The following is a 19,005-nucleotide window of genomic DNA, read 5'->3' as shown; positions in this document are numbered from 1 at the left end:
ATCTTAACATGGAGAAGATGGGCTCCCACCGCTGGACCAGTTTATTGCGATGCGATAATGGCGCCGAGTTTTTGCAGCAGAGGGCAGTTTTCATGATCGGACTTGTGCTTGTCACTCATGGCAAGCTGGCTGAGGAATTTCGTCATGCTGTGGAGCATGTCGTCGGACCTCAGAAGTGCATCGAGACAGTCTGCATCGGCCCCGAAGACGACATGGACCAGCGGCGCCAGGACATCGTTGACGCCGTTGCAAAGGCAAACGATGGCCATGGCGTCATCATCCTCACCGACATGTTCGGTGGCACGCCGTCCAACCTGTCGATTTCGGTCATGGAGAGCGGCCAGACGGAAGTCATCGCGGGCGTCAACCTGCCCATGCTGATCAAGCTCGCCGGCGTGCGCAGTGACAACAACATGGACCGGGCGCTGGCGGAAGCCTCCGAAGCCGGCCGCAAGTACATCAATGTGGCAAGCCGCGTCCTGAGCGGTAAGTGAGATTTCCCCACGCATGTCGTCCCCCACGTCCCGCGAGTTCCTGATCGTCAACAAGCGGGGCCTGCACGCGCGCGCTTCCGCCAAGTTCGTGCAGATGGTGGAGCGTTTTGACGCCCAGATCACCGTTTCGCGCGACGGCACCACCGTCAACGGCACATCGATCATGGGTCTGATGATGCTCGCCGCGAGCCCCGGCTGTACCATCGAGGTCGCGGCCGACGGCGTCCAGGCGTCCGAGGCGCTCGATGCCCTGCAGGACCTTGTCGCCAACAAGTTTGGCGAAGAAGCCTGACCTCTCTCGCCACTACATAAACATATAAAGACCTCTTTATGTCCCGTTGCCAGTTGGCGGGAACCCTGCTAAACCGCCTCCAGCTTCCGCCGCTGACGGCGGGTCGTGCGGTTTCTCGGCTGCCAGCCTCGTGCGGCAACTGAACAAGGAGAGCTTTATGAGCGCAGAAAAAGATTACATCGTCGCCGATATCAGCCTTGCCGACTACGGCCGCAAGGAACTGGATATCGCCGAAACAGAAATGCCGGGCCTGATGTCCTGCCGCGCCGAATTCGGTGAATCGAAGCCGCTCAAGGGTGCTCGCATCTCCGGTTCGCTTCACATGACCATCCAGACAGCGGTCCTGATCGAGACGCTGAAGGAACTCGGCGCCGATATCCGCTGGGCCTCGTGCAACATCTTCTCCACCCAGGATCACGCTGCCGCTGCGATTGCTGCTGCGGGCATCCCGGTCTTCGCCGTGAAGGGCGAGTCGCTCACCGAATATTGGGAATACACCGACAAGATTTTCCAGTGGTCCGACGGCGGCTTCTCCAACATGATCCTCGATGATGGCGGCGACGCCACCATGTACATCCTGCTCGGCGCCCGCGCCGAAGCCGGCGAAGACGTGCTGTCGAACCCGGGTTCGGAAGAAGAAGAAATCCTGTTTGCGCAGATCAAGAAGCGCCTCCAGGCCTCGCCCGGCTGGTTCACCAAGCAGCGCGACGCCATCAAGGGTGTGACCGAAGAAACCACCACCGGCGTTCACCGCCTGTACGAGCTCTCCAAGAAGGGCCTCCTCCCGTTCCCGGCAATCAACGTCAACGACTCCGTCACCAAGTCGAAGTTCGACAACAAGTACGGCTGCAAGGAATCGCTGGTTGACGGCATCCGCCGCGGCACCGACGTGATGATGGCCGGCAAGGTTGCCGTCGTCTGCGGTTACGGTGACGTGGGCAAGGGTTCGGCCGCTTCGCTCGCCGGCGCCGGCGCACGCGTCAAGGTCACGGAAGTTGACCCGATCTGCGCCCTGCAGGCCGCCATGGACGGTTTTGAAGTCGTCGTTCTGGAAGACGTTGTCTCGACCGCCGACATCTTCATCACCACCACCGGCAACAAGGACGTCATCCGCATCGAGCACATGCGCGCGATGAAGGACATGGCGATCGTCGGCAACATCGGCCACTTCGACAACGAGATCCAGGTTGCGGCTCTCAAGAACCTCAAGTGGACCAACGTCAAGCCGCAGGTTGACATGATCGAGTTTCCGAAGGGCAACCGCATCATCCTGCTGTCTGAAGGCCGCCTGCTGAACCTCGGCAACGCCACCGGCCACCCGTCCTTCGTCATGTCTGCTTCGTTCACCAACCAGACGCTCGCCCAGATCGAGCTCTTCACGAAGCAGGGCCAGTACAAGAACGAGGTCTATATCCTGCCGAAGCACCTCGACGAGAAGGTCGCTCGCCTCCACCTCGCCAAGCTCGGCGTGAAGCTGACCGAACTTTCGCCGGAGCAGGCCGCCTATATCGGCGTCTCGCCGGAAGGTCCGTTCAAGGCTGAACACTACCGGTACTAATCGCTAGCCGGTTAATCCACAACATATAGACAGCCGCAGCCTTGACAAAAGCTGCGGCTTCTTTTTTGGCCGCCTCCCTTCCCGGCTTTTTCCTCAGCAGTTATCCTTTTCACGTTGATTCGTGACTTTCCTGAAATCGACGTCCGAAACCTTCGGTCGTCCGGCTCGGGGCAAGGCACGGTATGGTATGTCTTGTCGATGAGCGGCAATTGGACGGAGACAGACCGGTATGTCGGTAAAAAAAATGAGCCTGTTTCAGCAGGCCGATCCTTCTTGCGGGGACGCTAGCGCGAAGACAACGGGACCTTCCTGTGGCGACACGGTTGAGGGCTCGGTGAGCGGCAAGGCAAAGCGTCTGGCGTTGTTTGCCAGCGCCTTTCTATCAGGTACGGCTTTTTCCGGGTTGGCGACGGGGGCGCTCGCGCAGCAGTCCGGCAGCGCCGCTGTCCGCCTTTTCTCCTCTACCGAAGTCATCGTCTCCTCCGTCGTGCTCGGCGCATTGGGTGCTGCCCTGCTTTCGTCGGTCTGGCTGGTGCGTCAGCGCGGCAATCTCACCGCCGAAAGCCAGGAAATCCGCAGCGCGCTTTCCGACGCTCAGCAGCGGATCTCCAAGTACGAGGCTCTTATCGCAGACAAGAACCGGCGCATCGTCGTGTGGGAAAGCGGCTCCTCGAAGCCCGAATTCCTTGGCCAGTTGCCGGTTGAAACCGGTGCGCCGCAGAGCGATCGCGATTTCCTGGCTTTTGGTCGCTGGCTGCGCCCTGCATCGGCGGGCGAACTGGAGAAGTTGATCGAGGCGCTGCGCAACGAAGCCCGCACCTTCGATACCGTCGTTGAGACGAACCGTGACGAAATCCTCGAAGTTCAGGGCCGCGTTTCCGGCGGTAAGGCTTTCGTGCGCTTCCTGGCGCTCAACAACCTTCGCGCCGAACTGGCCGAACTGAAGATCGAGCGCGAGCGGCTCACCACCTCCATCTCCATGTTCCACTCCCTGCTCGACGCGATCGAACAGCCGGTCTGGCGGCGTGACGCACAGGGCAAGCTGACCTGGGTCAACCATGCCTATGGCGAAGCGGTGGAAGCATCCACGCCCGAACATGTCATCGAAGAGGGCCGCGAATTCCTCGGCACGATCGCCCGCGAGAAGATCAAGGCGACCGCTACCCCGGCTTCGCCCTTCCATGATCGCGTGTCGACCGTAGTGCATGGCAACCGCACCGTCTTCGACGTCATCGATGTCGTGGTGCCGGGCGGCTCGGCTGGCATGGCAACTGATGTCTCCGAGGCGGAAGCCGTGCGCGAGGAGCTGAAGCGCACGCTGAAAAGCCACGCGGAGACGCTCGATCACCTGGGCACGCCTGTCGCGATCTTTGATGGCGAACGCCGGCTGCAATTCTACAACCAGGCTTTCGTACAGCTCTGGGGGCTGACACTGCCCTTCCTCGATTCCAGGCCTGACAACGGCGAGCTTCTCGACAAGCTGCGCAGCGACGGAAAGCTGCCGGAACAGTTGAACTGGCGCAGCTGGAAGGATTCCGCCCTTTCCGTCTATCGCTCGACCGAAACCCAGACCGACCTCTGGCACCTCCCCAACGGCCAGACGCTGCGTGTCATCGCCACCGCCCATCCGCAAGGTGGCGCAACGTGGGTGTTCGAAAACCTCACCGAACAGGTGGATCTCGAAACGCGCTACAACACCTTGGTGCAGGTCCAGGGCGAAACGATCGACCACCTGTCCGAAGGTGTCGCCGTGTTCGGTCCGGACGGACGCATCCGCCTTTCCAACCCCGCCTTCAGGGCGCTCTGGGGCATCACGGCGGAACAGGCCAAGCCCGGCACCCATATCAAGGCGATCGAAGCCGCCTGCGCGCCGTCCTACGACCAGCCGGACGGCTGGCGCCGCTTCGGCCAGATGCTGACGACGTTCAACGATGCGCGCATCCCGCTGCAGGGTACGTTCGAGCTGTATTCCGGCCTGATCCTCGATTACGCCGCGATCCCGCTGCCAAATGCGCAGACCATGCTGACCTTCGTCGACACGACGGCGAGTGCACGCGCCGAACGGGCGCTGAAGGAAAAGAACGAGGCGCTGCAGAAGGCCGACGAGATCAAGAACGATTTCGTACAGCACGTCTCCTACGAGTTGCGCTCTCCGCTCACCAACATCATTGGCTTCACGGACCTCCTGAAGACGCCAGGCGTCGGCCCGCTCAACGAGCGCCAGGCCGAATATATCGACCATATCTCGACCTCGTCCTCGGTGCTGCTCACCATCGTCAACGACATCCTCGACCTTGCGACGGTCGATGCGGGCATCATGGAACTTCAGCTATCCGAGATGGCGATCGACGACCTGCTCGATGATGTCGCCATGCAGATCGCCGACCGGCTGCACGAAAACGGGGTCAATCTTGCGATCACTGCCCAGGCGGGCCTCGGCATGATCGTCGCGGACGAGCAGCGCCTCAAGCAGATCCTGCTGAAGCTCCTGACGAATGCGACCAATTTCGCGCCGGAAGGGTCGACCATCACGCTGAACTGCTGGCGCAACCCGAAGGAAGTCTATTTCTCGGTGACCGACAAGGGCCCCGGCATGTCCGAAGACATGCTGAAGACGGTGTTCAACCGCTTCTCCGCCAACAGTCGCGGCGGCAAGCGCAGCGGCGCCGGTCTGGGTCTCTCGATCGTTGAAAGCTTTGTGCACCTGCATAACGGCGACGTGGTCATCGACAGCAAGCCCGGCCAGGGCACCACCGTCACCTGCCGGATCCCGAGCGGCGCCGCGGTGCGCTCCATCGCCGCCGAATGACCGACGCTGAGCCTCTTTCGCTTTTTCTCGCCGACGAGGCCGAGACCATTCGCCTGGGCGAGGACTTGGCGCTTGCACTCGGCAAGGGTGACTGGATCGCCCTGTCGGGTGATCTCGGCGCCGGCAAATCCACCTTCGCGCGCGCCTTCCTGCGGGCGCTGGCCGACGATCTGGAGCTTGAGGTTCCGAGCCCCACCTTCACCCTGGTCCAGGCCTATGACCTGCGGCTCCCGGTCGCCCATTTCGACCTTTATCGGCTGGGCGACGCGTCGGAACTCGATGAGCTGGGCTTCGATGAAGCCCTCTCCTCTGGCATCTGCCTGATCGAATGGCCGGAAATGGCGGACGAGCTTCTGCCTGCAGCACGCATCTCCCTGAAGCTGGAGCACCAGGCTAACGGAAGGGTCGCGACGATCACGGCGCCTGACGCGCAGATGAAGCGCATCCGCCGGGTGCTGGCGATCCGCGCCTTCCTTGAGCAGCACGGCTACGCACACGCTAGGCGCCGCTTCCTTACCGGCGACGCATCCACCCGCGCCTACGAGACGATCACCACGGAGGCTGGCGAAACGCTGGTCCTGATGGACTGGCCGCACCCGCCGGAAGGGCCCGCCGTGCTTGATGGCAAGCCTTACCCCAAGGTCGTGCATCTGGCGCTCGACCCCTATCCCTTCGTGGCAGTCGATGAATACCTGCGCGAACTGGGGCTCGCGGCGCCTAAAATACTCCATACCGACTACGCGCAAGGCATCCTGCTGATGGAGCACCTCGGCGACGAGGGCGTGGTGGATGAAGCTGGCCAGCCGATCGCCGATCGTTACCGCGAAGCTGTGGTCTGTCTCGGTTACCTGCACAGCCACGAAATGCAGCAGGATCTGCCAGTCGGCGACGGGCATGTGCACCATATCCCCAATTTCGACGCCACGGCGATGAAGATGGAGGCGCGCCTCCTTCTTGACTGGCACTTGCCCTGGAAACGTGGCGCCCCGGCGACTGAGGAGGAACGTGCCGAATACCTTTCGATCTGGGACGGGTTGATCGCAGAGCTGGCCGATACGGAAAAGAACCTGCTGCTGCGCGACTTCCATTCCCCCAACATCATATGGCGCCCGAACGAATCCGGCGTGCGGCGCGTCGGCCTCATCGATTTCCAGGATTCGATGATCGGCCCAACGGCCTATGACCTCGCCTCGCTTGTTCAGGACGCCCGTGTCGATATCCCGAAGCCGCTCGCCGACCAGTTGATGGTCGATTACGTGGCGCTACGCCGCTCGCTTGGCCCTTTCGACGAAAAGACATTCATGAAGGCCTGGGCGATCATGGCGGCGCAGCGAAACTGCAAGCTCGCGGGCCTCTGGGTGCGGCTCTTGCAGCGCGACGGCAAACCGGGCTACCTGAAGCACATGCCCCGGACGCTTCGCCATCTATCCACAGCCCTTCGCCATGAAGTGCTTGCCCCCTTGCGGGATTGGTGTCTCAGGTCTGGAATACAACTTCCCGAATCATAGACGCTGAGTTCGATGATCATCAAAGAAGCCATGGTGCTGGCCGCAGGTCTTGGGACCCGCATGCGCCCGATCACCAATACGATGCCGAAGCCGCTGGTGAAGATCGGCGGCAAGCCGATGATCGACTACGTGCTCGATTCGCTGAAGCAGGCGGGCGTGGAACGGGCGGTGGTCAACGTCCACCATTTCGCGGACCAGATGGAGGCGCACCTCAAGGCGTATGAGGGGCTGGAGATCCTGATCTCGGACGAACGGGACGCGCTGCTCAACAACGGCGGCGGCATCGTCAAGGGGATCACCCAGCTTGGCCGCGACACCATCTTCGTGATGAATGCCGACCTGTTCTGGGTTGGCGAGCCGGAAGAGGGTCCAAGCAACCTGCAGCGGCTGGCGCAATTCTTCGACCCGGACCGCATGGACATGGCGATGCTCTGCATCCGCATCGAAAACACCACTGGTCACAACGGCGTCAATGATTTCAGCATGGGGCCGGATGGCAAGCTCACCCGCTTTCGCGACGACCCGTCGAACCCGGTGGTCTATGCCGGTGCCTTCGCCATGAAGCCGGAATTCCTCGATGACGCGCCACGCGAGCCGTTCAACATCAACACTTATTTTGACAAGGCGATCGCCCGCGGCCGCCTCTACGGCATGATGATGGATGGCCACTGGCTGACGGTCGGCACGCCCGAAGCCGTGGACGAAGCGGAGGCGACGATCCGGCGGCTCCGGGCGTCAGCGTGACCTGATGGCCGAGGCGACGAGACACCTTCCCCGCGTTTTCACCATTCCGCCAGGCGCGCCTTTCCTCAAGACGCTCGCCGCCACGCTCTGCAACGGCGAGCTTGTCGAAACCTTCCACTATGATCCGGCCGATCCGCTTTCCTTGGCCGATGTCACGATCTTCGTGCCGACCCGGCGCGCGGCCCGCGTGCTGCGCTCGGAGTTTGTCGATCTCCTCGGCGGCCGCTCCGCGATCCTGCCGGTCATCCGGCCGCTCGGTGAAACCGATGACGACAGCGGTTATTTCGACCTGGTCGCGCCGGAAGAGATGGATCTTGCCCTGCCGATCGGTGGCACGGCCCGTCTGCTCGAGCTTGGCCGCCTGATTCTTGCCTGGCGCAACCAGCTTCCCCAGGTCGTCCTCGACATCCACTCGCAGTCACCGCTGATCGCACCGGCCAGTCCGGCCGACGCCATCTGGCTTGCGCGGGCGCTTGCCGAACTCATAGACGCGATCGAAACCGAAGAGCGCGACTGGGCGGACCTGAAGAACCTCAACACAGAGGAGCATGCCCTCTGGTGGCAGCTGACGGCCGAATTCCTGTCGATCGCCAGCGCCTTTTGGCCGGCGCGCCTGGAAGAGCTGCGCCGCTCCTCGCCGGCTCGGCACCAGGCGGCAATTCTGCGCGGTGAGTCACGCCGCATTGCGACCAAAACGCATAAGGGCCCAATAATCGTGGCCGGCTCCACCGGCTCCATCCCGGCGGCGGCTGAGCTGATCGCGGCGATCTCCCGGCTGCCGGAAGGCGCAGTCGTGCTTCCCGGGCTTGATCTCGCCATGCCGGCCGATCAGTGGGCGCTGATCGGCGAGGAGACATTGGACGGGCGCGCCGAGCCACCGAGCCGCAGCCACCCCCAGTTCGGGCTCTGGCGCCTCCTGACCCGGCTTGGCGTCGATCGCAGCGAGGTTGTGCTGCTGGGCGACGTCCCTTCCGATCTGAAATTCCGCGCAGAGACCATCTCGCAGGCGCTGGTTCCCGCCAAGGCAACGGATCGCTGGAGCACCTGGCGCGACGACGTCGATCTCGAGAAGCTTCGCGCAGCCTTCGCCGATGTATCGCTGATCGAGGCGGCCAACGAACGCGAGGAAGCCGTTGCCATCGCCATTGCGCTTCGGCTGGCGCTTGAGGAACCGGGCGCCGATGGCGGCGAAACGCGAGCGGCGTTGATCACCCCTGACCGCGCGCTCGCGCGGCGCGTCACGGCTGAACTTGCCCGTTTCGGCGTGGTCGCCGACGATACCGCCGGTTCACCGCTGTCCGGCACGCCACAGGGGACTCTGGTGCAGCTGCTTCTCGAAGCAGCACTGCGCCCCGGTGATCCAGTGGCGATCGTTGCGCTCATGAAGCATCCGCTGCTGCGGGTTGGCCTGCCTGCTGACGCGATCTGCCCGGCCGTCGAAGCGCTTGAAATCCTCGCGCTGCGCGGCGGTTTGGGCGACATGGATCTCGGCACGCTGGAGCCGCTGCTGGAGACACGGCTTGCCCAGCAGAAGACCGACCGGCACACGCCGCAATGGCGGCTGGCTCTAGATGAAGAAGCGCCGGCACGGGCGCGCGATCTTGCCAGGCGCCTAGCTGCTGCCGCCGAACCACTGATCTCCGCGCTTGTCACCCGCCGCCCCGATGGCCGGGGACTGACGACCAAGCTGACGCTGTCGGAATGGGCCGAGCGCACGGGCCGGGCGCTGGAGGCGCTTTGCATCGATGAGAACGGCAGCCTTGCCGCGCTGTGGTCCGGAGAGGCCGGCGAACGGTTGGCCGGCATGCTTGCCGAAGTCATCGAGACCGATGGGCAGATCGAGGCAGACGGTCCGCAATGGATCGACATCGTCATGGCGCTGACCACGGGCGAAGCGGTGAAACCACGCGCGCTCAGCCATCCGCGTGTGTTCATCTTCGGCACGCTTGAAGCGCGGCTGCAGACCGTCGACACGATGATCCTCGGCGGGTTGAACGAAGGTTCCTGGCCGGGCCAGACGGTCAACAACCCGTTCCTGTCACGCACGATGAAGACCGATATCGGCCTTGAGCCACCCGAACGGCGCATCGGGCAGTTGGCGCATGACTTCGAAATGGCGTGCGGCATGCGACGGCTCATCCTGTCGCGAGCGCTGCGCCAAGGCTCGACACCAACGGTCGCGTCGCGCTGGCTGCAGCGCTTGCTGGCGCTTGGCGGCAAAACCTTTGCCGACGAACTCAAGGGCCGTGGCGAGCAGTACCGGCATTGGGCGGCAGCGGTCGATGCCGGTGAAAACCAGCCCGGCGCCAAGCGACCGGCGCCAAAGCCGCCGGCTGATCTGCAGCCGGTGAAATACTCCTTCAGCGAGGTCGGACGCCTGCGGCGCGACCCCTATGCCATCTATGCCCGCCGCATCCTGAAGCTCGACCCAATCGACCCGTTCAATTCCGACCCCGGCGCCTCGGAACGCGGCACGCTCTATCACGCCATCATCGACCGCTATACCCGGCAGGGCCACAAGCCAGGCACGCCGGCGGCGAAGGAGGCGATGCGGGAGATCATGGAAGAGCTCTTCGACGCCGAACAGTTGCCGATTCATATCGACCGGGTCTGGCGACCACGTTTTTGGGAAGTCGCTCGCGCCTTCCTTGATTGGGAAGCCGCTCGAGCCCACGACATTCGGCGGACGCTGACGGAAGTCGGCGCCGGCTGGGATGTGCCCGTCGCCGGCATCCGCGTCACCGGTATCGCCGACCGCATCGACATCAAGGGTTCCGGTCTTGTCGATATCGTTGATTACAAGACCGGCCTCAGCCCCTCGGTTTCCCAGGCGCGGTCGCTGCTCGATCCGCAGCTTGCGCTTGAAGCAGCCGCTCTGCGCGCCGGTGCCTTCCGGAACCTGGACGCGCTGACGCCGGAAAACCTCATCTACGTGCGCCTTCGTCCGGGAGACCGGTTCCGGGAGGACAAGGTCAACAACGAGGGCGCCTCTGCCACCGCCAAACGCCAGCCGAAATCGGCGCTCGACCTCGCGCAGGAATCGCTCGAGCAGCTGACGCGCTTCGTCGTGACGCTTCGGAGCGGCGAAGCCGGATTCGCATCGCGCCTCGTACCCTTCGCGCAAGGCGATTTCGGCGGCGAATATGATCACCTTGCCCGCGTCGCGGAATGGTCGACAGCAGACGAGGACAATGAGGTTGATGCCGATGAGTGAGCTTCCACCTCCCCCGCTTCCCGAAGACGATGATCCGATCCGCTGGATCGACTGGACGACGCGGCAGCAGTCGCTCGCCTCTGATCCCGCAAGCTCCGCCTGGGTGTCGGCCAATGCCGGCTCGGGCAAGACGCATGTGCTGACCCAGCGCGTCATCCGCCTTCTGCTCTCGGGCTGCCGTCCCTCGGCGATCCTGTGCCTCACTTATACGAAGGCCGCAGCGTCGGAAATGTCCAACCGCGTCTTCCAGCGGCTGTCGGAATGGACGGTGCTTTCGGATGCAGAGCTGCGGCAGCGGATCAAGGATATTGAAGGTATTGAGCCGGATTCGCTAAAGCTTGCCGAAGCACGGCGGCTGTTTGCCAAGGCGCTGGAGACGCCAGGCGGGCTGAAGATCCAGACCATCCACGCCTTTTGCGAAGCGCTGCTGCACCAGTTTCCGCTCGAGGCCAACGTCGCCGGGCATTTCTCGGTGCTGGATGATCGCGCCGCGGCAGCACTTCTCGCCGAAGCGCGGCGTTCGCTGCTGACTGCCTCGTCCGCCGAGGAAGACCCGGAACTTGCGGAAGCCTTTGCGCATGTGCTGGATCTCGGCGATGAGTTCGGGCTCGAAACCCTGCTTTCCGACATCATCGCCAACCGCACCGCGCTGCGACATTTCATTGCGCAGGCGGAGCAGCAGGGCGGTCTGGGCGTCGAGCTGAAGCGCGCCTACGGTCTTGATCCGGCCGACACCGAAGATAGCGTCGCGGCCTCCTACTGGCCCCTGCCCGGCCTTTCCGGCATCACGCTTGATCTTTATCTTTCGCTTGCCGACCAGAAGGGCGGCGCCAAGGCGACCGAGGTTGCATACGGCCTGCGACTGGTGATGCGCGAGCCTGACGTGTTCAAGCGCGCACAACACCTCGACCAGATCTTCCTTACCCGTGAAGGCAAACCAAAGGCGGATTCCTCGCTTGTTGCCAAGGCGATGCTGACCATGGCGCCCGAACTGGCGGATGCCGTGGACGCTGCCCGATCCCACGTGGTCGGCTGCCGCGATCGCCTGCGCCTGATCCGCATGTTCGGCGCCACAAAGGCGGCGCTGACGCTGGCGCAGCGCCTCAACGACGACTACGAGGACCTGAAGAAGCAGCGCAGCCTGCTCGACTTCGAGGACCTGATTGCCCGAACGGCCGATCTGCTGACCCGTGACGGCGTTGGTGCCTGGGTCCATTACAAGCTCGACCAGGGCATCGACCATATCCTGGTTGACGAGGCTCAGGACACGAGCCCGGTCCAATGGACCGTTATCAAGTCGCTTGCGGAAGACTTCTATTCCGGCGCCAGCGCTCGCAACACGCGCCGCACGATCTTCGCCGTCGGGGATGAAAAGCAGTCGATCTATTCCTTCCAGGGTGCCCGGCCGGAGCGGTTTGCCGAAGAGCGGAGCGAGACAGAAAAACGGGTGCGGGCCAGCGGTCAAGCCTTCCATCCTGTCCGCCTGCCGCTTTCGTTCCGCTCCACGGCGGATGTGCTCGCCGCCGTCGACCAGGTTTTTGCGCTGGAGGACAATGCCCGTGGACTGAGCGCCACCGGCGACCCGGTGCAGCACCGTTCGAACCGCATGGGTCATCCCGGTGCGGTGGATCTCTGGGATGTCATCGTTCCCGAAGCATCCGACCAGGACGAAGACTGGACCGCACCCTTCGACGCAACGCCCGACAAGGCGCCCTCCGCGATCCTTGCGTCCCGCATCGCCAACCGCATCGGCGAGATGATCGGAAACGAGACGATCATCGAGAAGGGTGTCGAGCGGCCGATCGAGGCTGGTGACATCCTGGTGCTGGTTCGCAAGCGCGATGCCTTCGTCAATGCGCTGACGCGGGCGCTGAAACGGCGCGACAATATTCCCGTGGCCGGTGCCGACCGCTTGAGGCTGACGAGCCATATCGCGGTGCAAGACCTGCTGGCGCTTGGCCGCTTCCTGCTCCTGCCGCAGGATGATCTTTCGCTCGCCGCCCTGCTGAAGAGCCCCCTCTTCAACTTGTCGGAAGAGGATGTCTTCGAGGTTGCAGCGCGGCGTCCGGACAAGACCAGCGCCTGGGAGGCGCTGAACCGCTTGGCGGAAGATCAGCCGCTGCGTTTTCGAGATGCCGCAGAGCGGCTTCAGCACCTGCTGGCGCTGTCGCGGCAGCTCAGTCCGCACGATCTCTTTGCCCGGATTCTTGGTCAATACGGCGGGCGTCGCAAATTCCTAGGAAGGCTTGGCACGGAAGCCGGCGACATTCTCGATGAGTTCCTCACCTTCGCGCTCGACCACGAAACCAGCGGCTTGCCCGGGCTGCAGGCCTTCATCTCGACGCTCGAGATCGAATCACCGGAGGTGAAGCGCGAGCAGGATGCCGGCCGCAACGAAGTGCGGATCATGACCGTGCATGCCTCGAAGGGGCTTGAGGCGCCAGTGGTATTCCTGGTCGACAGCGGTTCGAAGGCCTTCATCTCCTCGCATGTCGCAAAGCTTCGGCTGCTGCGGATCGATGGGCAGGAAGTGCCAGCCTGGGTGCCGGGCAAGACGCTGACGAATGCACTCACCGTAGCCGACGACACCCGCATACGCTCCGCCACCGAAGAGGAATATCGCCGACTACTTTATGTCGGCATGACGCGGGCGGCCGACCGGCTGATCGTTTGCGGTTACCGCGGCAAGACCGATAATCCGGGCACCTGGCAGTCGATGATCTCGAAGGCCCTGGCGGCGGACGAGTACCGCTGCAGCCCGACCGACTTCACCGACAAGGACGGCCAGTGGAGCGGCTTCAAGTGGCGGCTCCCGGCTTCATCCGACACACGGGCAAGCAAGGCCGAAAGCAGGGAGACGGCACCGGTGACGGCGCCACCCCTGCCGGCAGCACTGTCTCGGCCGCTGCCGCCGCAGAAGATGTTGCCGAGGCCGCTGAGCCCTTCCGGTGCCGGCACCATGATCGATGACGAGCCGGATGATCTGGTCTACGCCTCGCCGCTGTTCAGCACCAAGGAACGTGCGGGACTTGCGGCCCAGAAGGGCCGGCTCGTGCACCGCATGCTGCAGATGCTGGCCGAGTTCCCCCATGCCGAGCGCGAAGCCGCAGCTTATCGTTACGCGGAACGGGCAGCGCGTTTCTGGCCTGCGGCCGAGCGGGAAACGCTCGTTCAATGCGTGCTGTCGGTGCTCTCCAACCCGGCGCTTCACCTGGTGTTTTCCGAACGCGGGCAAGCGGAAGTCTCGATCATGGGCACGCTTGCGCTTGAAGGCCGCGATTACGCCATTTCGGGACGGATCGACCGGCTGGTGGTCACCGACGATCGGGTGATCGTGCTCGACTACAAGACCAATCGCACGCCGCCGCGCGATGCCGAACAGGTGCCGCTGGCGCATCGGGCACAGCTTGCGATCTACCGGGAGATCCTGCGCCCCCTTTACCCGGGCAAGGACATCGAATGCCTGCTGGTCTATACCGAAACCGGTGGAGTGATATCGCTCTCGCCGGAGCTCATGGCGCGCTCGCTTGCCGAACTCAAAACAAAGTGAGATGACGGTCATTGAAATGCGTGGGGCTCGGTCTCACATTTGGGTCAACAGAATTGTTAAGGAGAGCCCCATGGCTACCGTGAAAGTCGACAGCAACAATTTCCAGGCTGAGGTCCTGAATTCCGCCGAGCCTGTTGTGGTGGATTTCTGGGCTGAATGGTGCGGTCCGTGCAAGATGATCGGCCCGAGCCTGGAGGAAATCTCCACCGAACTCGCCGGCAAGGTGAAGGTGGTCAAGCTCAACATCGACGAGAACCCGGATCTGGCCGCCCAGTACGGTGTCCGCTCGATCCCGACGCTCGCCATGTTCAAGGGCGGTGAAGTGGCTGACATCAAGGTTGGTGCCGCTCCGAAGACCGCGCTTTCTGCGTGGATTTCCAACGCTGCCTGATCAGGCAAGACTTCCGAATCAAAAAAGCCCGGCTGCCTTTCGGTAGCCGGGCTTTTTTGTGCCGTCAGGTTGGCGGCGTTCCGTTGTCTGCCAGCACATTGCCGGCGAAATAAAGCGAGCCGCCGATCAGGATGCGCGGCGGCATGGCGTCCGGCAGCTGGCGACGGGTTATTTCCTTCAGCGCTTCTTCGGCCGATGCGGCAGGTTCCGCCACCAGACCCGCATCGAAAGCCGACTGCGCCAACGCCACCGGATCAAGGGCTGCTTCGCTGTCGCGGATGCGAACGGTGAAGACATGTTCGGCGAGATCCGCGAAGGCGCGGAAATAACCAACCGGATCCTTGGTGTTGATCATGCCGGTGATGAGGTAAAGCGGCCGCGGCTGGCGTTCCTCAAAAGCGGCCATCGCTTCCGCCACGACTTCCCCGCCGGCCGGGTTATGCCCGCCATCAAGCCAGATCTCGGCGCCTTCGGGGGCATGCTGGATGAGCTTGCCCTCGGTCAACCGCTGCAGGCGTGCCGGCCATTCGACCGTCGCCATCGCTTCTTCCATCATCGCCTCGGTCACCGGGAAGCCGGCGGCCTTGACGGCGCGGATCGCGGCGGCAGCATTGGCATATTGATGGCGGCCCGGCAGGCGCGGCAGCGGCAGGTCGTTGAGACCGAACTCGTCCTGGTAGATCAGTCGGCCGAATTCCTCATGCGCCGAGAAGTCCTGGCCATAGACCACCATCGGGCAACCGAGCCGTTCGGCGGTGGAGACCAGCACATCGAGCGCGGCATCAAATTCCTGCTGGCCGATCACCACGGGACGGCCGCGCTTCATGATGCCGGCCTTTTCGGCAGCGATCAGTTCAACGCGGTCGCCGAGGTAAGCCTGGTGATCGAGCGAGATCGGCATGATGACCGAAACGGCGGGATCGGTGATGACATTGGTGGCGTCGAAGCGGCCGCCGAGACCTACTTCCAGGATCACCACATCGGCCGGCTGTTCTGAGAAGAGCAGGAAGGTCGCGGCCGTCAGGATTTCAAAGACCGTGATTTCCTGGCCAGCGTTGGCGGCTGCGATGCGACGCAGCGCATCTGCCAGAAGCGCATCATCAACGATCTGGCTGCGGCCGCCCTTGACGCCGATCCGGTAGCGTTCGTGCCAATGCACGAGATGCGGTGAGGTGTGGACATGCGCCGCATATCCACCCGCCTCAAGCAACGCACGACAGAAGGCCGTGAAAGAGCCCTTGCCGTTGGTGCCGGCCACATGAATGACCGGCGGCATTTTCCTGTGCGGGTTGCCGAGGACCTCGAGAAGCCGCGTGATGCGGTCGAGTGAAAGATCGAAACCCTTCGGGTGAAGGGTCATCAGCCTTTCGATTTCCAGTTCGGCTTCGCTCGTCGCGGCTTCACCCATGGTCGTCATTCCGCCGCCCGCCTATCTCGCCGTTCGCTCAGGCGCTCACGGCGACCGGAGCCGGAGCTACTTGCTCGGCCGGCTGGCGCATCAGCATCTTCAGGATGCGGGCAAGCGTCGACGGGATGTCGTGGCGCTTCACAACCATGTCCACCATGCCGTGCTCCAGCAGGTATTCCGCCGTCTGGAAGCCTTCCGGCAGCTTTTCGCGCAGCGTCTGCTCGATCACGCGCTTGCCGGCAAAACCGATCTCGGCGCCAGGTTCCGCGATATGAATGTCGCCGAGCATGGCGTAGGAGGCGGTGACGCCACCGGTGGTCGGGTTGGTCAACACGACGATATAGGGAAGGCCTGCTTCCTTCAACATGTCGACGGCAACCGTGGTGCGCGGCAGCTGCATCAGGGACAGGATGCCTTCCTGCATGCGGGCGCCACCAGAGGCCGGGAAGATGACCAGCGGGCACTTTTCAGCAAGCGCGCGTTCGCAGGCCTTTACGATCGCTTCGCCGGCGGCCATGCCAAGCGAACCGCCGATGAAGCTGAATTCGTGCACGACGGCAACGAGCTTCACCCCCTCGACGGTGCCAAGACCGGCAAGGATCGTATCCTCCTGCTCGGTCTTCAGGCGGCTGTCCTTCAGGCGATCGACGTATTTTTTCGAGTCACGGAACTTCAGCGGGTCCTGGGCGACCTTCGGCTGCGGCAGGCTTTCGTATTCGCCACCATCGAACAGGTCCTTCAACCGCGCCTTGGCCGGCATCTTCATATGGAAACCGGAGGCGGGAATGACCCACTTGTTCTCTTCCAGATCCTTATGGAAAACCATCTCGCCCGTTTCCGGGCATTTGATCCAAAGATTTTCAGGAACATCCCGGTTGGGGCGGCCAAGCATGGAGTTGATGCGCGGCCGGACGTAATTGGTGATCCAGTTCACTGGTTCTACTCCGATTGTTGTTCTAGCTTTATGTTGGCCGGTTATTCAGCCGCGACAAGACGTGCGGCACGAACACCGGTGGCAAGGCCACGTACGAGGGTGGCGACAGAGGCGACCGTATCCGGGCCAGCCTTGCCGTCCTTGGTGAGGCTGCCGGCAACCTGGGCAACGATAGCCGAGCCGACGACGACGCCATCGGCTGCAGCACCGATCGCTCTTGCATGCTCAGCCGTCTTGACGCCGAAGCCGACGCAGACCGGCAGGTCCGTATGGCTCTTGATGCGGTTGACGGCGCCCGACACGAGCGAGGGATCCGGCAGGGCCGAACCGGTAATGCCGTTCATCGAGACGTAATAGACGAAGCCGGAGGTGTTCTTCAGAACCGCGGGCAAACGTTTGTCATCGGTCGTCGGCGTCGCCAGGCGGATGAAGTTGATGCCCTTTTCGAGCGCCGGGATGCAGAGCTCGTCGTCCATTTCCGGCGGCAGGTCGACAACGATCAGGCCGTCGATGCCGGCTGCCAGAGCGTCATCCAGGAACTTGTCGACACCGTGAACATAGATCGGGTTGTAGTAACCCATCATCACGATCGGCGTGTCGTTGTCGGTCTTGCGGAATTCGCGGGCGAGCTCAAGCGTCTTGGCAAGCGTCTGGCCGGCTGCGAGCGCACGCTGGCCAGCCATCTGGATCACCGGCCCATCGGCCATAGGATCGGAGAACGGCATGCCGAGCTCGATGATGTCGGAACCGGCTTCCGGCAGCGCCTTCATAATGCCGAGCGAGGTTTCGAAATCCGGATCGCCGCCCATGAAATAGGTGACCAGAGCGGGGCGGCCTTCTGCCTTGAGCGCCGCGAAACGTGCATCCATACGAGCAGTCATATTACATATCCATTCCGAGGATCTTGGCGACGGTGAAGATGTCCTTGTCGCCGCGACCGGAGAGGTTCATCACGATGATCTGGTCCTTGCGCATGCTGGCTGCACGCTTGATCACTTCGGCAAGCGCATGGCTCGGCTCCAGCGCCGGGATGATGCCTTCGAGGCGAGTCAGGAGCTGGAAGGCATCGAGCGCCTCCTGGTCCATGATCGGCACATACTGGACGCGGCCGATATCGTGCAGCCAGGAGTGTTCCGGGCCGATGCCCGGGTAATCGAGACCCGCCGAAATGGAGTGGCCTTCGAGGATCTGGCCGTCGTGGTCCTGCAGCAGATAGGTGCGGTTGCCATGCAGCACGCCCGGCGCACCGGCGGTGATCGAGGCGCAGTGTTCAACGCCCTGCAAGCCACGGCCACCGGCTTCGACGCCAACGATCTGGACGCCATCATCATCCAGGAACGGATGGAAGATGCCGATTGCGTTGGAGCCGCCACCAACGGCTGCGACCACCAGGTCGGGCAGCTTGCCTTCGGCCTCCAGGATCTGCTCGCGAGCTTCCTTGCCGATCACAGACTGGAAATCGCGAACGAGTTCCGGATAGGGATGTGGGCCGGCCGCTGTGCCAATCAGGTAATAGGTGTCGTCGACATTGGTGACCCAGTCGCGAAGGGCCTCGTTCATCGCATCCTTCAGCGTTCCGTTGCCGGAACTCACCGGCACCACTTGGGCACCGAGCAGCTTCATGCGGAACACGTTCGGCGCCTGGCGCTCGACATCGGTTGCGCCCATGTAGACGACGCAGGGGAAACCGAAGCGCGCCGCAACGGTTGCCGAGGCAACGCCATGCTGGCCGGCACCGGTTTCAGCGATGATGCGGGTCTTGCCCATGCGCTTGGCGAGCAGGATCTGGCCGATGCAGTTGTTGATCTTGTGGGAGCCGGTGTGGTTCAGCTCTTCGCGCTTGAAATAGATCTTCGCACCGCCAAGATGTTCGGTCAGGCGTTCAGCGAAATAAAGCGGGCTCGGGCGGCCAATATAGTGCTTGCCGAGTTCGGCCAGTTCCGACTGGAAGGCCGGGTCGTTCTTCGCCTTTTCCCATTCGCCCTGGAGATCAAGGATCAGCGGCATCAGGGTTTCCGCAACAAAGCGGCCACCGAAAATGCCGAAGCGGCCGTCTTCGTCCGGACCTGACCGGAAAGAGTTCGGTTTTGGCGTCTCGTTCAC

General features: G+C 62.9%; 13 protein-coding genes. 9 read left to right on the top strand and 4 right to left on the bottom strand.

Annotated elements, in window-relative coordinates:
• Positions 1–92: 92 nt before the first annotated feature.
• From CYG48_RS15195 to trxA, 9 genes are all read left to right on the top strand, one after another.
• Entirely contained in the window at positions 93–494 is a 402-nt protein-coding gene (locus CYG48_RS15195; RefSeq protein WP_118851143.1) for a PTS sugar transporter subunit IIA, read from the top strand.
• A gap of 13 nt (positions 495–507) precedes the next feature.
• A complete protein-coding gene (locus tag CYG48_RS15190; RefSeq protein ID WP_118851142.1) occupies positions 508–786 on the top strand; it encodes an HPr family phosphocarrier protein in 279 nt (92 codons plus the stop codon).
• A 157-nt stretch (positions 787–943) separates the two neighbouring features.
• Positions 944–2,344, top strand: coding sequence for an adenosylhomocysteinase (gene ahcY / locus CYG48_RS15185; RefSeq protein ID WP_118851141.1), 1,401 nt, complete (start codon positions 944–946; stop codon positions 2,342–2,344).
• A gap of 229 nt (positions 2,345–2,573) precedes the next feature.
• Positions 2,574–5,153 (top strand): PAS domain-containing sensor histidine kinase, encoded by a 2,580-nt coding sequence (locus CYG48_RS15180; RefSeq protein WP_118851140.1) that lies wholly within the window; start codon positions 2,574–2,576, stop codon positions 5,151–5,153.
• A complete protein-coding gene (tsaE, locus tag CYG48_RS15175; protein WP_118851139.1) occupies positions 5,150–6,661 on the top strand; it encodes a tRNA (adenosine(37)-N6)-threonylcarbamoyltransferase complex ATPase subunit type 1 TsaE in 1,512 nt (503 codons plus the stop codon). Before CYG48_RS15180 ends, tsaE begins: the two co-directional genes overlap by 4 nt.
• A gap of 12 nt (positions 6,662–6,673) precedes the next feature.
• Positions 6,674–7,405, top strand: coding sequence for a nucleotidyltransferase family protein (locus CYG48_RS15170; RefSeq protein ID WP_118851138.1), 732 nt, complete (start codon positions 6,674–6,676; stop codon positions 7,403–7,405).
• Positions 7,406–7,409: 4 nt separating this feature from the next.
• Complete coding sequence (addB, locus tag CYG48_RS15165; protein WP_118851137.1) at positions 7,410–10,619, top strand: double-strand break repair protein AddB; 3,210 nt, start codon at positions 7,410–7,412, stop codon at positions 10,617–10,619.
• Complete coding sequence (gene addA / locus CYG48_RS15160; protein WP_118851693.1) at positions 10,612–14,169, top strand: double-strand break repair helicase AddA; 3,558 nt, start codon at positions 10,612–10,614, stop codon at positions 14,167–14,169. Before addB ends, addA begins: the two co-directional genes overlap by 8 nt.
• A 70-nt stretch (positions 14,170–14,239) precedes the next feature.
• Positions 14,240–14,560 carry a thioredoxin gene (trxA, locus tag CYG48_RS15155; RefSeq protein ID WP_118851136.1) on the top strand — a complete coding sequence of 107 codons (321 nt, stop codon included), beginning with the start codon at positions 14,240–14,242 and terminating at the stop codon, positions 14,558–14,560.
• 64 nt (positions 14,561–14,624) lie between these two features.
• On the opposite strand, the gene CYG48_RS15150 is transcribed toward trxA, so the two are convergent.
• From CYG48_RS15150 to trpB, 4 genes are read right to left on the bottom strand one after another with little or no spacing between them, the layout of a single operon-like run.
• On the bottom strand, positions 14,625–15,977 hold the full coding sequence (locus CYG48_RS15150; protein WP_199925155.1) for a bifunctional folylpolyglutamate synthase/dihydrofolate synthase: 1,353 nt from the start codon (positions 15,975–15,977) through the stop codon (positions 14,625–14,627).
• A 28-nt stretch (positions 15,978–16,005) separates the two neighbouring features.
• Entirely contained in the window at positions 16,006–16,902 is an 897-nt protein-coding gene (gene accD / locus CYG48_RS15145; protein ID WP_118851135.1) for an acetyl-CoA carboxylase, carboxyltransferase subunit beta, read from the bottom strand.
• A 41-nt stretch (positions 16,903–16,943) separates the two neighbouring features.
• Positions 16,944–17,783 (bottom strand): tryptophan synthase subunit alpha, encoded by an 840-nt coding sequence (trpA, locus tag CYG48_RS15140; protein WP_118851134.1) that lies wholly within the window; start codon positions 17,781–17,783, stop codon positions 16,944–16,946.
• Position 17,784: 1 nt separating this feature from the next.
• A complete protein-coding gene (gene trpB, locus CYG48_RS15135; RefSeq protein ID WP_118851133.1) occupies positions 17,785–19,005 on the bottom strand; it encodes a tryptophan synthase subunit beta in 1,221 nt (406 codons plus the stop codon).

It is taken from the genome of Neorhizobium sp. SOG26 (assembly GCF_003491345.1).
Taxonomy (GTDB): domain Bacteria; phylum Pseudomonadota; class Alphaproteobacteria; order Rhizobiales; family Rhizobiaceae; genus Neorhizobium; species Neorhizobium turbinariae.
This window is presented reverse-complemented; position numbering and strand designations above follow the sequence as displayed.